This is a genomic window from Pseudoflavonifractor sp. HNCC25GI2 (assembly GCF_058136395.1).
Window position 1 is genome coordinate 56,275 of the sequence record NZ_JBYUOW010000011.1, and the last position, 15,565, is coordinate 71,839.

Annotated in this window: 11 protein-coding genes; 4 read left to right on the plus strand and 7 right to left on the minus strand. The window is 61.7% G+C overall.

The window, feature by feature from the left end; all coding sequences use genetic code 11:
• Positions 1-48 precede the first annotated feature (48 nt).
• The 3 genes from ppk1 to AC3YUO_RS11890 form a co-directional block, all read right to left on the minus strand.
• Positions 49-2,169 (minus strand): polyphosphate kinase 1, encoded by a 2,121-nt coding sequence (ppk1, locus tag AC3YUO_RS11880; RefSeq protein WP_489963254.1) that lies wholly within the window; start codon positions 2,167-2,169, stop codon positions 49-51.
• Positions 2,166-3,071, minus strand: coding sequence for a Ppx/GppA phosphatase family protein (locus tag AC3YUO_RS11885; RefSeq protein ID WP_489963255.1), 906 nt, complete (start codon positions 3,069-3,071; stop codon positions 2,166-2,168). Before AC3YUO_RS11885 ends, ppk1 begins: the two co-directional genes overlap by 4 nt.
• 186 nt (positions 3,072-3,257) lie before the next feature.
• Positions 3,258-4,601, minus strand: coding sequence for an alanine/glycine:cation symporter family protein (locus tag AC3YUO_RS11890; protein ID WP_489963256.1), 1,344 nt, complete (start codon positions 4,599-4,601; stop codon positions 3,258-3,260).
• Between the two features lie 139 nt (positions 4,602-4,740).
• Between AC3YUO_RS11890 and AC3YUO_RS11895 the strand changes: the two genes are divergently transcribed.
• Together AC3YUO_RS11895 and glmS are read left to right on the plus strand one after the other, a co-directional pair.
• Entirely contained in the window at positions 4,741-5,958 is a 1,218-nt protein-coding gene (locus AC3YUO_RS11895; RefSeq protein ID WP_489963257.1) for an LL-diaminopimelate aminotransferase, read from the plus strand.
• A gap of 425 nt (positions 5,959-6,383) precedes the next feature.
• Positions 6,384-8,219 carry a glutamine--fructose-6-phosphate transaminase (isomerizing) gene (gene glmS / locus AC3YUO_RS11900; protein WP_489963258.1) on the plus strand — a complete coding sequence of 612 codons (1,836 nt, stop codon included), beginning with the start codon at positions 6,384-6,386 and terminating at the stop codon, positions 8,217-8,219.
• Between the two features lie 57 nt (positions 8,220-8,276).
• Here the strand turns inward: glmS and AC3YUO_RS11905 are convergent, their stop codons facing one another.
• From AC3YUO_RS11905 to AC3YUO_RS11920, 4 genes are all read right to left on the minus strand, one after another.
• Positions 8,277-8,732 (minus strand): hypothetical protein, encoded by a 456-nt coding sequence (locus AC3YUO_RS11905; RefSeq protein WP_489963259.1) that lies wholly within the window; start codon positions 8,730-8,732, stop codon positions 8,277-8,279.
• A gap of 197 nt (positions 8,733-8,929) precedes the next feature.
• Positions 8,930-9,823 carry a DMT family transporter gene (locus AC3YUO_RS11910; RefSeq protein WP_489963260.1) on the minus strand — a complete coding sequence of 298 codons (894 nt, stop codon included), beginning with the start codon at positions 9,821-9,823 and terminating at the stop codon, positions 8,930-8,932.
• Positions 9,824-9,925: 102 nt separating this feature from the next.
• Positions 9,926-10,306, minus strand: a complete 381-nt coding sequence (locus tag AC3YUO_RS11915; RefSeq protein ID WP_489963261.1) for a DUF4363 family protein — start codon at positions 10,304-10,306, stop codon at positions 9,926-9,928.
• A gap of 13 nt (positions 10,307-10,319) precedes the next feature.
• The gene (locus AC3YUO_RS11920) at positions 10,320-11,000 is read right to left on the minus strand and encodes a DUF421 domain-containing protein (RefSeq protein ID WP_489963262.1); all 681 of its coding nucleotides are present in this window, start codon (positions 10,998-11,000) and stop codon (positions 10,320-10,322) included.
• Positions 11,001-11,224: 224 nt separating this feature from the next.
• Here AC3YUO_RS11920 and AC3YUO_RS11925 point away from each other — a divergent pair, with 224 nt between their 5' ends.
• Complete coding sequence (locus AC3YUO_RS11925) at positions 11,225-12,313, plus strand: carbamoyl phosphate synthase small subunit (protein WP_489963263.1); 1,089 nt, start codon at positions 11,225-11,227, stop codon at positions 12,311-12,313.
• A complete protein-coding gene (gene carB / locus AC3YUO_RS11930) occupies positions 12,313-15,522 on the plus strand; it encodes a carbamoyl-phosphate synthase large subunit (RefSeq protein ID WP_489963264.1) in 3,210 nt (1,069 codons plus the stop codon). The genes AC3YUO_RS11925 and carB overlap by 1 nt, the downstream gene beginning before the upstream one ends.
• Positions 15,523-15,565: the final 43 nt, after the last annotated feature.

Consider the following 15,565-nt stretch of genomic DNA (forward strand, 5'->3'; position numbering starts at 1 on the left):
GCCGCTCTCCGCAGCCACTGGGAATGGGCGGCGGAGAGCAGGTTTGGGTCAGCGGTGGAAGAGGCGGCCCAAGTGCGGGAAAGAAAGATGCTTTTTCCCGCTGTTGCGGCGTCCCTCCGGGGTGGGACATGGGACAGACTCGGACTGGAAGATCTCCTGGCTGCAGCAGGGACTGTCGCCGGGCTCCTTGGGGTGGTAAAGTCCGCCCGGCTTCAGCTGCCAGGACTTGACATTGTCCTTCTTAAGCACATCGATGATATGGAACAGACGCTTGCGGCACCAGTTGTCCAGCACCGGGCAGGCGATTTCCACCCGCCGCTGGGTGTTGCGGGTCATGAAGTCGGCGGAGGAGATGTATAAATCCGCGTCCTCTCCACGGCCGAACTGATAGATCCGGCTGTGCTCCAGATAGCGGCCCACGATGGAAAAGACCTGGATGTGCTCCGTCAGGCCGGGGACACCGGGGATAATGCAGCAGATGCCCCGCACATTCATGTCGATCTCCACCCCGGCCTGGGAGGCCTGGGCCAGCTTGTCAATGAGCATGCGGTCGGTGATAGAGTTGAGTTTGAGGAAGATATAGCCGTCTTTGCCCTTGGCGATCTCCCGGTCCATGAGGGCCATCACCTTATTGCGCAGGCCGAAGGGGGAGGCCAGTAGCCGCTGGTAGTCGCCGCTGAAGTTGCCGATGGCCATATTTTGGAAAAAGGCGGCGGCGTCAGCACCGATGATGGGGTCGGCAGTCATAAGGCACAGGTCGGTATAGAGCTTGGCGGTCTTCTCGTTGTAGTTGCCGGTGCCCACCTGGGTGATATGCTGGATGCCGCTGCGGGTGCGGCGGGTAATGAGGCAGATCTTGGAGTGGACCTTGATGCCCTCCGAGCCGTAGAAGATGGTGCAGCCCGCCTCCTCCATGCGCTCGGCCCAGCGGATGTTGTTCTGCTCATCAAAGCGGGCCCGCAGCTCCATGAGCACTGTCACATCCTTGCCGTTTTCCGCGGCGGCGGACAGGTACTCGGCCAGCTTGGCCCGGGAGGCCAGGCGGTAAATGGTGATTTTGATGGAGAGGACGTCCGGGTCGAAGGCGGCCTCCCGAATGAGGTGGAGGAAGGGGTCCATCTGCTCAAAGGGGTAGAAGACCAGAGCGTCCCGGGCGAGAATCTGGGGAAGAATGGGGCGCTGAGGGTCGAGACAGGCGGGGAAGCGGGGGGAGAAGGGGGGATCGCACAGGGCCTGGGTGCTCTCGGGAGAGAGAAGGCCAGTGAGGGAATAGACATATTCCAAGGAGAGGGGAGACTTGCTCTTGAACACCTGCTCCCGGGGGAGGCCCAGCTTCTCACACAGGAAGGGGAGCAGCCGTTCCCCCTTTCCGCCCTGAATCTCCAGGCGCACGGGGGCCAGACGGGCCCGCTTTTTTACGATCTTGCGCATGTGCTGGCGGAAGTCCTCATCCACGTCGTAGGCCTCGTCCTCGGGGCTGATGTCGGCGTTTCGGGTGACTGCAATGACCGCCTTTTCCACAATGGTAAACTGATCGAACACGTCTCCGGCGTACTCCATGAGCACGTCCTCCAGCAGGACGTAGTGGACGCCCCGCTCATCCAGCCGCAGGAAGGGCGGAATGCCCGGAGGCAGAGGAAGAAAGCCGAAGGACTCCTGATCCCCCCGGCGCAGGGCCAGGGCGATGGTCAGCCGCTTGTTGCCCAGGTGGGGGAAGGGGTGGTGGAGGTCCACCACCAGGGGGGAGAGGACGGGGCGCACCTCGTCCTGGTACCAGCGCTCCACCTGCTTTTTGGCCCGGGTGTCCAGCTCCTCCATGGACAGCCGGCAGATGTTGCAGGCCCGCAGGCGCAGATCCAGCTGGTCAAAGACCTTGTCCCGCTGCTTATAGAGGGGGACCACCGCCTTGAAAATGGCCTGGAGCTGCTCCTGAGGGGTGCGGCCGCTCTTGTTGTCCACATGGGTCTGCTTCACCAGGGCCATATCGGTGAGGGAGCCCACCCGGATCATGAAGAACTCGTCCAGATTGCTGGTGAAGATGGCGGCAAACTTCAGCCGCTCCATGAGGGGGACGGACTCGTCCCTGGCCTCGGCCAGCACCCGCTCGTTGAACTTCAGCCAGGACAGCTCCCGGTCCTGGGTGTAGCGGGTGTCAAATTGCTTGTTCATGAGGGTTGACCTCCCTTGAGGATTTTCTCTTGCAGATAGCCCTCCCGCACGCCGCTGGGGCTGACGGTGATGTCCTCCAGACCGTAGACCCGGGCGATGGTGTCCAGAGCCAGCAGGCCGGGGATGATGGTGTGGATGCGGTCGGGGGCGGCTTTGAGCAGCAGATGAAGGTCTGAGCGGCTGGGGTCCTTCAGCCGCTTGAGCATCTGCTTGAGCTCCTGGGCGGTGAGCACCCGGCAGTCCCGGGGACGGTCGAAGAGGCAGTTGGCCACCTTGCAGGCGGCCCGGGCAGTACCGCCTACGCCGCAGCCGTGGGCGACGGAGGGGGGCGTGGGGACATGCCGCTCCAGCTGTTCCTTCACCTGGGCACGGATGGCCTTACGCTCCTTGCCGGTGGGATGGAGGGCGGAGACATTCCGGCTGAACAGGGACAGGGAGCCCAGAGACAGGGAGCAGGAGGAGAGAATATCCCGCCCCTCATAGCGCACCAGCTCCGTGGAGCCGCCGCCCAGGTCGATGAGCAGACCGCTCTCGGGCCCGGCCTCCACCGCCCCCAGGAAGGAGAGGCGGGCCTCCTCCGTGCCGGACAGCACATCCACGGGCAGACCGGTCACCGCCTGGATGCGGCCCGCGGCGTCCTCCGTGTTGGAGACGTTTCGCAGGGAGGCGGTGGCAAAGACGTGCAGGTGGTGGAAGTTCAGATTCTTCATCAGCTGCTTGTATTCCTCCACCGCGCCGCAGGCCACCTGGATGCCCTGGGCGGTGAGGGCGCCCGCCTCCACGTAGTCGGCCAGACCGGCCATGACCTTCCGGTTCATCAGCAGGCGGCCCTGGCCGTTTTCACATTGATAAATGGACAGACGAATGGTATTGGACCCCAGGTCCACAAGACCACAGATCATAGGTTGGACAGACTCCTTTCCGGAGGCCATAAGAATGCGACCTCTGGGGATCAGTATTGCCCAAAAGAAGGGAAAATAGCGCCAAAGGGCGCAATCATCCAGCATGAGCATACAGTTTCCTTATTATAGAGGGAACGGTGTAAAATGTTCGCCCTGTGTTGTGTAAAATGTAGGTAAAATCTGGGGTCAGCGAAGACGCCTGGGATTCAGTTCCTTCAGAACCTGGGGCGAGAGCAGAAGCAGAGCGGTCAGGTTGGGCAGGGCCATGAGGGCGTTGCACAGATCCACCAGCAGCCACACCGCCGCCGGCTCCCACACCGCCCCCGCCAGAACACACAGGAGAAAGACAGCGCGGTAGGGGAGAAGAAAGCGGTCGCTCCCCGACAGAAAGCGCAGGCACTGCTGGCCATAGTAGCTCCAGCCCAGAATGGAGGAGAAGGCAAAGAGGAGAAGGCTCAAAGCCACCACGCCCTGCCCCGCGGGACCCAGCACCTGGGAGAAGGCAGCGGCGGTGAGGGGGGCGCCCGAGAGCGCGGGAACCCCCTGAAGGGGCCACAGGCCGCTGACCAGAATGACCAGGGCGGTGACGGTACACACCAGCAGGGTGGAGAGAAACACCTCAAAGATGCCCCACATCCCTTGCCGGGCGGGGCAGTCCACCCGGGCGGCCCCGTGGGCCATGGCGGAGGTGCCCAGCCCCGCTTCGTTGGTGAATACGCCCCGAGCCACCCCGTAGCGCAGAGCAGAGGCCACCGTCCACCCGGCACCCCCGCCCAGGGCGGAGGCGGGGGAGAGAGCGCTGGAGACGATGAGGGCCAGAGCTCCGGGCAGGCGGTGGGCGTTGAGCAGGAGAATGACCCCGCCGCTGCCCAGATAGAGGAGGGCCATTACCGGGACCAGTGTGGAGGACACCCGGGCAATGCGTCCCAGCCCTCCGGCCAGAATGGCCCCCGCCAGCAGGGCGGTACAAAGCCCCACCACGGCCCGGTTAGCCCCGAAGGCGGCCTCCAGGGAGGCGGAGATGGAGGAGGACTGCACCAGACTGCCCCCCGCCAGGGTGGCGGGCAGACAGGCCAGGGCAAACCACCCGGCCAGCAGGGGCGCGCCCAGGCCGTCCCGGAGGTAGAACATGGGGCCGCCCTGGAGGCCCTCCCCGGGGGCGGGGCGCTGGTACTTGACGGAGAGGATTTTCTCCCCGCATCCGGTCATCATCCCCAGAAAGGCGGACACCCACATCCAGAACACCGCCCCCGGGCCTCCCAGGGTGAGGGCGGTGGCCACCCCGGCGATGGAGCCGGTGCCCATGGTGGAGGCCAGGGCAGTGGCCAGGGCCTGGAGGGAGGAGAGGCCGCTTCCCCCTGTGCCCTCCCGCCGCCGGAACAGGGAGCCCGCCGTGGAGCGCCACCACCGCCGGAGGCCGAACAACTGGAAAAAGCCGGAGCCCAGGGAATAGACCAGTCCCGTGAGCAGAAAAAGCCCCAGAAGCCAGGGGCACCAGAGTGCGTCGCACAGTCGCTGCAGCGTATTCAAACTCCCATCACCTCATCTCCACAGGTATGCGCCCGGGGGCGGGGACAGTCCTCCTTTCCCATTGACAAGCGGGGAGAATTCGGGGATAATATCAACCATCGAATGCTGCGGCCAAGGCCGAAAAGGAGCTGTGATATATATGGTTAAGATCAATGAGAATTACGGAAAGCTGCCCGGCAGCTATCTCTTTTCCGAGGTAGCCCGTCGGATTTCCGCTTATACCGCCGCCCATCCGGAGGCGAAGATTATCAAGCTGTCCATCGGTGACGTGACCCGTCCCCTGGTTCCCGCTGTGACGGAGGCCATGCACAAGGCGGTGGACGAGATGGGCACCTACGAGGGGTTCCACGGCTACGGCCCGGAGCAGGGCTACCCCTTCCTGCGGGAGGCCATTGCCCAGTTTGACTACAAGGCCCGGGGCGTGGACATCAAGCCCGAGGAGATCTTTGTCTCCGACGGCGCCAAGAGCGACTGCGGCAACATCGGGGACATCTTCGGTGTGGACAACAAGGTGGCGGTGTGTGACCCCGTGTATCCCGTGTACGTGGACACCAACGCCATGGCCGGACGGGCCGGGGACTATGTGGAGGCCCAGGGCCGCTGGAGCAACCTCATCTATATGCCCTGCCTGGAGGAGAACGGCTTTATGCCCCAGATCCCCAAGGAGCGGGCGGACCTCATCTACCTCTGCTTCCCCAACAACCCCACCGGCTCCATGGCCACCCGGGAGCAGCTGAAGCAGTGGGTGGACTACGCCAATGAGAATGGCTCTGTGATTCTCTACGACTCCGCCTACGAGGCCTTCATCACCGACCCGGACATCCCCCACACCATCTTTGAGATTGAGGGGGCCCGTACCTGCGCCATTGAGTTCCGGTCCTTCTCCAAGACCGCCGGCTTTACCGGCAACCGCTGCGCCTATACCGTGGTGCCCATGGAGCTGGAGCGGGACGGCGCCAAGCTGAACACCATGTGGAACCGCCGCCAGACCACCAAGTTCAACGGCGTCCCCTATGTGGTGCAGCGGGGCGCGGCGGCCATCTATACCCCCGAGGGCCGCGCCCAGATTATGGAGTCCATCAATTACTACCACAAGAACGCCCAGGTCATCCGGGAGGGGTTGACCGCGGCCGGGCTGGAGTGCTTCGGCGGCGTCAATGCCCCCTATATCTGGCTGAAGACCCCCGGCGGCATGGGCTCCTGGGACTTCTTCGACCTGGTGCTGGATAAGGCCAACGTGGCCATTACCCCCGGCGCGGGCTTCGGCCCCAGCGGCGAGGGCTATGTGCGCCTGACCGCCTTCGGCGACGCCGAAGCCACCCGCCAGGCGGTGGAGCGGGTCAAGAGCATGCTGTAATTCCCGCCGTTTAAGTAAAGAGCGCCCCGGTCCCAAGGGACCGGGGCGTTTTTTGTGCGGCGGGACGAAAGACAATGGAAAAAATCGGATCCGGTTTGATACAATTTTTTCTTTACTCGGCTAAAAGAATTTCGTATAATGCAAGGCGGGAAAAACGAAATCCCAAAAAGTCGCAGAAGGAAAGGAGGACCTTGGGCCAGGACCCAACATAAGCGCCAGCGCCCCGGCTGTCAGGCTGGGGACGACGAGGTGAGGGGAGAATCGAAGCCTTCGGCGGGTGCCCCTCCGTGCCGCTCCGGGCGCGTATTCGGCCGACAAATATGCGGGTAACTGCAAAACAAAGGGGTCGGAACCGGGGAACGAGGTGCAAATAGCTGCGAGTTTGTCCTCTTGAGCAATCCAATTGAATCAGGAGGAAATTGAATATGTGCGGAATTGTAGGCTATGTGGGCAGTGAGCAGGCCGCTCCCGTTTTGCTGGAGGGGCTGTCCCGTCTGGAGTACCGGGGATACGACTCGGCAGGGGTTGCGGTCTACTCCCAGCAGGAGGGAACCCTGTCTGTCCACAAGGCCAAGGGCCGGCTGCAGGTGCTTTCCGACCTGCTCCAGGGCGGAGCGGCGGTGGAGGGCACCGTGGGCATCGGACACACCCGCTGGGCCACTCACGGGGCGCCCAGCGACGTCAACTCCCATCCCCAGGTGAGCCAGGGCGGCAAGATCGCGGTGGTGCACAACGGCATCATCGAAAACTACACCGAGCTGAAGGCGTTCCTGGTGGACAAGGGCGTGGCCTTTGTCTCCGAGACGGACACCGAGGTGGTGGCTCAGCTTATTGAGTACTTCTACGACGGAGACCTGCTGGCTGCTGTGGGACGTGTGCTCCACCGCATTAAGGGGGCCTATGCCCTGGGCATCCTGTGCGCGGACACCCCGGACCAGCTCATCGCCGTGCGCAAGGACAGCCCGCTGATTCTGGGCTACGGCAAAGGCTGCAGCTTTATGGCCAGCGACGTCACCGCCATCCTGAAGCACACCCGGGAGGTGGGCTACATGGAGGACGGGGAGATCGCCGTCCTCACACGGGATGGCATCCAGTGCTACAATCACCTGATGCAGCCCATCCAGAAGGAGATCTCCCACGTGGACTGGGAGATCGACGCGGCGGAGAAGGGCGGCTATGAACACTTCATGTTCAAGGAGATCATGGAGCAGCCCGAGGCCCTGCGCCGGTGTGTCTTCCCCCGCATCCGGGAGGGCGAGGTCTGGTTTGAGGACTTCGGCCTGAGCGAGGAGTACATCCGGTCCATCCAGAAGATCTACATTGTGGCCTGCGGATCCAGCTACCACGTGGGCATGGTGGGCAAGTACAACCTGGAGCGGCTGACCCGCATCCCGGTGGAGGTGGCCCTGGCCTCGGAGTTCCGGTATATGGACCCCATTGTGAATGACCGGACCCTGGTGGTGGTCATCAGCCAGTCGGGAGAGACCCTGGACACCATGGCCGCCCTGCGGGAGGCCCGGAAGCTGGGCGGGCGCATCCTGTCCATTGTCAACGTGGTGGGCAGCTCCATCGCCCGGGAGTCGGATGAGGTGCTCTACACCTGGGCCGGGCCGGAGATCGCCGTGGCTACCACCAAGGCTTACTCCACCCAGATGGCCCTCATCGATCTGCTGGGCCTGTACTTTGCCCGGATTCTGGGCACGGTGGAGGAGCAGGAGTACCGTTCGGCTCTGGATGAGATGCTGCTGCTGCCGGCCAAGATGGAGGAGGTGCTGGCGGACAAGGACGACATCCAGTACTTTGCCTCCCAGTACTTCAACCACGACTCCGTCTTTTTCATCGGGCGGAATCTGGACTATGCCCTGGGCCTGGAGGGCTCCCTGAAGCTCAAGGAGATCTCCTACATCCACTCGGAGGCCTACGCCTCCGGCGAGCTGAAGCACGGGACCATCAGCCTTATCGAGGACGGCACCCTGGTGGTGGCCCTGGCCACCTATGGGCGGCTCTTTGAGAAGGCCATGAGCAACGTGGTGGAGGTCAAGTCCCGAGGGGCCGACGTGCTGGCTCTCACCACCAAGAGCCATGAGAAGGAGATGCGGGAGACAGCCAACGCCGTCATCACCATCCCCGATACCCACGACCTGCTGCTGCCCTCTCTGGGCGTGGTGCCGCTGCAGCTGTTTGCCTACTATGTGGCGCTGATGCGTGGGTGCGACATTGATAAGCCCCGGAATCTGGCCAAGAGCGTAACTGTGGAATAAAACAAACCCCCGGCGTCCCGTTTGAATGGGACGCCGGGGGTTTTATTTACGGTAATGTTACTGGGCGTTGGGCTCACCCTTGAGCCACTCGTCCTCATATTCGTTGTTTTTCAGCCAGTCCTCGTAGCTGGCGCGGACCATTTCCCAAACGTTCTGCCAGTCCACCTGGTTGAGCTCCTCCTCGTGGAACAGCTCGTCGTAGAAGGCGTGCAGAGCATCCTCCTTGTTGCCCACATACTCCTCGTAGAAGGCATCCATGTACGCGCCGAAGCGGGGGTCGGCCATCTGATCGGGGCCGGTCAGGGCGGCCTGGAACTCCTCTCTGGACCAATGCTTATCCTTGTGCATGGTCAGGGGCATTACGTGGATCCAGCCAGACAGCCGCTCCATATTTTCATGAAGGCACTTCTGGTCCTCAACGTTGGTCAGGTAGGGACGAAGCTCCTCCAACAGGTTGTAGAAAGCCTCTTCCATCTTGCTGCGGATTGCCTGGTTGCGTTCTTCCTGTGTCATTGCCAAATCCTCCATTCCATCTCAAAGGTTGCCCACGTGGGCTGGGAGCCACTGGGGCGTTCTGCCTGCACTGCTGCCTCAATGCAGGAATGACCTGTGACTAGCTTCATTATAGACGGAGAGAAAATGGCCGTCAACCATATTTTGCATAATTTTATTTCCTCTTTATGCAAAATGAGGGCGGACAAATAAAGCCATCAGGTGTGGACTGTGCGGGGGCGATGGGCGGGAAATTTCCAGATCTGAAGCAAGACCCCGGCGAGAATAAACACAAGACCCAGATAGGAAGACAAAAGAATGGGCTCATGCAGAAGGAAAAAGATGTAAACCAGAGAAAGAAAAGGGGTGAGGTAGGCCAGATTGGACAGCTTGGCGGTGTCACCCCGGTCCATGGCCAGAGCCCAGGTGGTATAGGCCAGACCGTTGGTTACCATACCCAGCCAGATGGTGCCTCCCCACTGGACGACGCTCAGAATTGGGACGGGCTCCTGAACCGCCAGAAACAGGAAGCTCACCAACGTGGTGGAAGCATAGTACACCAGCATGGCCACAAACTTATCGCATTTGACCTGTGTGTTGAAGATTGCAAACAGGGCATAGCAGCAGGCACCCAGAAGGCAGGATACGACGCCACTTAAATCCACCCCACCCAGATTAGTCAGATTCCCCTCGGTGGCAACAATGATAACACCGAAAAAGGAGAGGAGCAGGGCGAAGCAGGTCCGGGCCGTCAAGGGCTGCCGCAGGATGAGCCAGGAAAAGACGACAATGAGAATGGGCCATAAATAATTGATAATATAGGCCTGCTGTGCCTCCAGGCGGGCCAGGCCGTTATAGAAGAACAGGGACATCAGGAACATACCCAGAATCCCCAGAGCGGACATCCGGAAAAGGTCCTTCAGATGCAGTGTCCGGAGCAGCGGGAGACGTCCTGTGACAGCTACAAGGATCAGAAGGAACATAGCAGCAGTCAGACTGGTGTAGAACACCAGCGCAAATTGGGACAGGGAATCCATCATCAGTGTGCCCACTGCCGCTGTAGAGGCCCAGGATAAGATGGAGATGCCGGCAAACAGGTATTCTTTCTTCATGAAATCCTTCCCCTTTCTGCTGGGAAACATTGCTGTCAGGGGAAGTTATACCGCCAAATGAACCACTCGTCAAGGGGAGAAAAACAAAAATTTTATAAGCTCCTACAAAACGTTGACCACGGTGGCCTGCTCCATCTCGGACAGCAGCTCCAGCTGGGAGATGAGGTCTGCGTTGGCGGCGGCGTACTGGTCCATCTCCTCCAGATCCAGGTACTGCATGACGCTGCGGAAGGAGCGGAGAATCTGGTCGGTGTCGGAGTGGCGCAGGACACAGTGGAGGTAGGTGTGGTGAGCGTTCCAGCTGTCGTAGGACTGTCGGGTCAGGTCCCGGGCCTGCTCCCACTGATCCTGGCGGGCCAGCTGCTGGGCCTCACGCAAGGGCTGGGCCAGGCTCTGGGTGAGGGCGTTGGAGTACCAGGCGTTTCCCAGGCTGACAGCCAGCAGGAGGACCAGTAGGGCGGATGCAATCCAGAGCCGTTTCATTTCGGGCGCCTCCTTACGTGTTGAAATCCTTGCGGGTGAGATAGACCTTGCCGCCCCGGTCAGCCAAAAGGAGGAAGACCTGCTCCGGGTCCGAGCAGCCCCCCTCCTTCAGCCGCTTGTCCAGCCAGGCCCGGTCCCGGCCCAGCTGGGTGAGGTTGTGCTCCAGAAGCCGCCCGTCGCTGACTACCACCAGGGGGAGCTCCCACTGCTCCACCTCCAGCCCCAGCTGCTGGGCGGTGGGGGGCTTCTGGGCGGCGAAGGGGAGAACGGACAACTGGCCGTTGGTCTCCAGAATGGCGTACTTCACGCCTGAGGGGTCAGTGTAGCCCTGGCCCCGCAGCTCCTCCAGCAGCTCGTCCACCGTCAGGCGGTTGCGGGCCATCTCCCGCTGGTCCACCTTGCCCTCCCGGATGATGATGCTGGGGCGGCCGCACAGCAGAGCCCGGAAGCGCACGCTGCGCATGGTGAGCACGGAGAGGATCATGGTCATGGCCAGCAGGGCCAGAATGGGGACCACCCCGGCCAGCAGAGGGATGCCGAAGTCCTGCATGGGGACGGAGGCCAGGTCGGCAATGATGAGGGAGAGCACCAGCTCGGAGGGCTCCAGCTCGCCCACCTGCCGCTTGCCCATGAGGCGGATGCCGGCAATAATCAGGATGTAGAGAATGACAGTGCGGACGAGACCGGTAAACATAATATGCCTCCGCAAATGAAAAAATAGAGCCGGTGGGCTGTGAACGATAGTCTTGCCCTCCCTCTCGTCGATTATCCCATGGGACGGGGAGAAAATGGAGAAAAATTATACAGAAAAAGGGAAAACTCCATCTTGAAAAATACCCCAATTTTCGATACAATATCTTGAAACAGTTTGCGCGAAATGTGGCTAACAAGTCTGGAACGGAAGGCGTGTGAGATTTGATGAAAGCGACCTTGATTCTGGCCAACGGAAGCGTATTTTCCGGGACCAGCATTGGCAGCACCTCCGACCGGGTGTGCGAGATGGTGTTCAACACCTCCATGACCGGCTATCAGGAGATTCTGACCGATCCCTCCTATGCCGGGCAGGGGATTGTCATGTCCTATCCCCTCATCGGCAACTACGGTGTCAACCACGAGGACAATGAGTCCGCCCGTCCCTGGGCGGAGGCCTTTGTGGTCCGTCACCTGTCTCCCCGGGGCAGCAATTTCCGCTGCGAGGGGACCCTGCACGATTTTCTGAAGGAACACGATATCACCGGGATTCAAGGCGTGGATACCCGCGCGCTGACCAAAATACTCCGTAGTCAGGGGAGCATGAATGGTATGCTCACCTGTGCGGAGCATTTTAATGTGGCGGAGATCATGGAGAAGCTGAAGAGCTACAAGGTCACCGGCACCGTGGCCCGGGTCACCCGCAAGGAGCCCGAGGTGTTCCCCGCCTACGGCGAGGAGCTGCACCACGTGGCCATGATGGACTACGGCGTGAAGCAGAACATGATCGAGTGCCTGCGCCGCCGGGGCTGCCGGGTGACCGTGCTGCCCGCCTTCACCCCCGCCAAGGAGGTCCTGGCCGGCGGCTATGACGGCGTGATGCTCAGTAACGGCCCGGGCGACCCCGCGGAGAACACCGAGATCATCGCCCAGCTCAAGGAGCTCTATCAGAGCGACATCCCCCTCTTCGGCGTGTGTCTGGGCCACCAGCTGCTGGCTCTGGCCACCGGGGCCAAGACCGGCCGCCTGGCCTACGGCCACCGGGGCGGCAACCACCCCGTGCGGGATCTGGAGAAGGGCAAGGTGTTCATCACCAGCCAGAACCACGGCTATATGGTTCTGTCCGAGACGGTGGACCCGGCTGTGGCCGAGGTCAGCCACGTCAACGTCAACGACGGCACCTGCGAGGGCCTGCGCTACAAGCGGCCCAACTGCTTTACCACTCAGTTCCATCCCGAGGCCAACGCCGGCCCCAAGGATACGGAATACCTGTTCAACCGCTTTGTGGAATCCATGAATAAGGGAGGTGCCCGGTAATGCCCAAATATACGGATGTAAAGAAGGTACTGGTGCTGGGCTCCGGTCCCATTGTCATCGGCCAGGCCGCCGAGTTTGACTACGCCGGAACCCAGGCCTGCCGCGCCCTGAAGGAAGAGGGCATTGAGGTGGTGCTGGTAAACTCCAACCCCGCCACCATCATGACCGACAAGGACATTGCCGATCATGTCTATATCGAACCCATGAACATCCCCTCCGTCATGCAGATCATTGAGAAGGAGCGGCCCGACGCCCTCCTGCCCAACATGGGCGGCCAGACCGGTCTGAACCTGGCCATGGCTCTCTATGAGGACGGCACCCTGCAGAAGTACGGCGTGCGTCTGCTGGGCACCAGCCCCGAGTCCATTCACAAGGCCGAGGACCGCCAGGGCTTCAAGGACTGCATGGAGTCCATCGGCCAGCCCTGCGTCACCTCCAAGGTGGTCAACACCGTGGAGGACGCCGTCTCCTTTACCAATGAGATCGGCTACCCCGTTATCGTCCGTCCCGCCTACACCCTGGGCGGCAGCGGCGGCGGCATCGCCTATGACGAGGCCTCCCTGCGGGAGATCGCCGACCGCGGCATTAACCTGAGCCGCGTCAGCGAGGTGCTGATTGAGCGCTGCATCTCGGGCTGGAAGGAGATTGAGTTTGAGGTAATGCGTGACTCCGCGGGCAACGTCATTACCATCTGCTCCATGGAGAACATCGACCCCGTGGGCGTCCACACCGGCGACTCCATCGTGGTGGCTCCCACCCAGACTCTGGCCAACCGGGAGTTCCAGATGCTGCGCTCCGCCGCTCTGGACATCATCTCCGCTCTGGAGATTGAGGGCGGCTGCAACGTGCAGTTTGCTCTGAACCCCGACTCCTTCGAGTACGCCGTCATCGAGGTCAACCCCCGTGTGTCCCGTTCCTCCGCTCTGGCCTCCAAGGCCACCGGCTACCCCATCGCCAAGGTGGCGGCCAAGGTGGCTCTGGGCTACACCCTGGACGAGATTCCCAACGCGGTCACCGGCAAGACCAAGGCCTGCTTCGAGCCCACCATCGACTACTGCGTGCTGAAGATTCCCCGCCTGCCCTTCGATAAGTTCACCACCGCCAGCCGTACCCTGGGCACCCAGATGAAGGCCACCGGCGAGGTCATGGCCATCGCCAACTCCTTCGAGGGCGCTCTGATGAAGGCCATCCGCTCCCTGGAGCTGAATGTCCGCGCCCTGAAGCTGGACAAGCTGGAGGACCTCTACACCGACGAGATCGAGGACATGCTCATCCAGGTCACCGACGAGCGGCTGTTCGTGGTGGCCGAGGCTCTGCGCCGCGGCTTCTCTCCCCAGAAGATCAACCACATCACCAAGATGGATATCTGGTTCCTGGACGGCTTCAAGCGCATCATCGACATGGAAGAGGAGCTGAAGGCCTGCAAGGGCGCTCCCGATGCCGATACCCTGAAGCGCGCCAAGGAGATGTGCTTTGCCGACAGCTATATCGGCACCCTGTGCGGCATGAAGCAGTCCGAGGTGAAGGCCCTGCGGGAGCAGTACGGCATCATCCCCTCCTTCAAGATGGTGGATACCTGCGCCGCCGAGTTTGACGCCGAGACCCCCTACTACTACTCCACCTACGACGGAGAGAACGAGGCTGTGGACACCAACACCGACAAGAAGAAGGTGCTGGTGCTGGGCTCCGGCCCCATCCGTATCGGCCAGGGCATCGAGTTTGACTACTGCTCCGTCCACTCTGTCTGGGCTTTCAAGCGCCTGGGCTACGAGACCATCATCATCAACAACAACCCCGAGACTGTCTCCACCGACTTCGACGTGGCCGACAAGCTGTACTTCGAGCCCCTTACCGCCGAGGACGTGCAGAACATCGTGGAGCAGGAGAAGCCCTGGGGCGCTGTGGTTCAGTTCGGCGGCCAGACGGCCATCAAGCTGGCCAAGGCCCTCACCGACATGGGCGTGCGTATCCTGGGTACCCCCGCTGACGGCGTGGACGCCGCTGAGGACCGGGAGCGCTTTGATGAGATTCTTCAGAAGTGCGGTATTCCCCGCGCCAAGGGCCGTACCATCTTCACCACCGAAGAGGCTCTGGCGGCGGCCCATGAGCTGGGCTACCCCGTGCTGGTGCGTCCCTCCTACGTGCTGGGCGGCCAGGGCATGGAGATTGCCTACTCCGACCGCAACATCGAGGAATTCATGCGCATCATCAACATGACCGTCCAGGAGCACCCCATCCTGGTGGATAAGTACCTCATGGGCCGCGAGCTTGAGGTGGACGGCGTGTTCGACGGGGAGGATATCCTTATCCCCGGCATCATGGAGCACGTGGAGCGTGCCGGTGTCCACTCCGGCGACTCCATTGCCGTGTACCCGCCCCTCCACCTGGAGGACAAGCACCGCCAGCTTATTCTCCAGCACACCAAGAACATGGCCAAGCACCTGGGCGTCATCGGCCTCATCAACGCCCAGTATATCCTCTATAACGACGACATCTATGTCATCGAGGTCAACCCCCGTTCCTCCCGTACCATCCCCTATATCTCCAAGGTGACCGGCGTGCCCATCATCGACCTGGCCACCAAGGTGATGCTGGGCCAGAAGCTGAAGGATCTGGAGTACGGCACCGGGCTCTATCCCGAGGCCAAGTATTTCGCCGTCAAGGCCCCCGTCTTCTCCTTCGAGAAGCTCACCGACGTGGATACCGGCCTTGGCCCGGAGATGAAGTCCACCGGCGAGGTGCTGGGTCTGGCTGAGACCTTCCCCCAGGCCCTGCTGAAGGCCTTCAAGGGCTCCAACATGCGTGTGCCCAAGAAGGGCGGCCGCATCATCATCACCGTCAAGGACGAGGACAAGCGGGAGATTGTCTCCATTGCCCGGGGCTTTGAGGAGATGGGCATCGAGCTCTACGCCACCTCCGGCACCTGCGATGCCCTCACCGAGGCGGGCATTGAGTGCAAGCGGGTCAACCGTGTGTCCCAGTCCCACCCCAACATTCTGGACATGATCGCTTCCGGCACCGTGGACCTCATCATCAACACCCCCACCCGGGGCCGCAAGCACGACTCCGATGGCTTCCACATCCGCCGCTCCGCCGTGGAGCACGGAGTGGGCTGCGTCACCGCCATCGACACCGCCCGCGCCCTGCTTACCGTCCGGCAGCAGAGCCGCAGCGAGGACCTTACCCCCATCGACATCACCAAGATTTAATGCACAGACCGGGCACGGTCCCTTTTGGGGCCGTGCCCGGGAG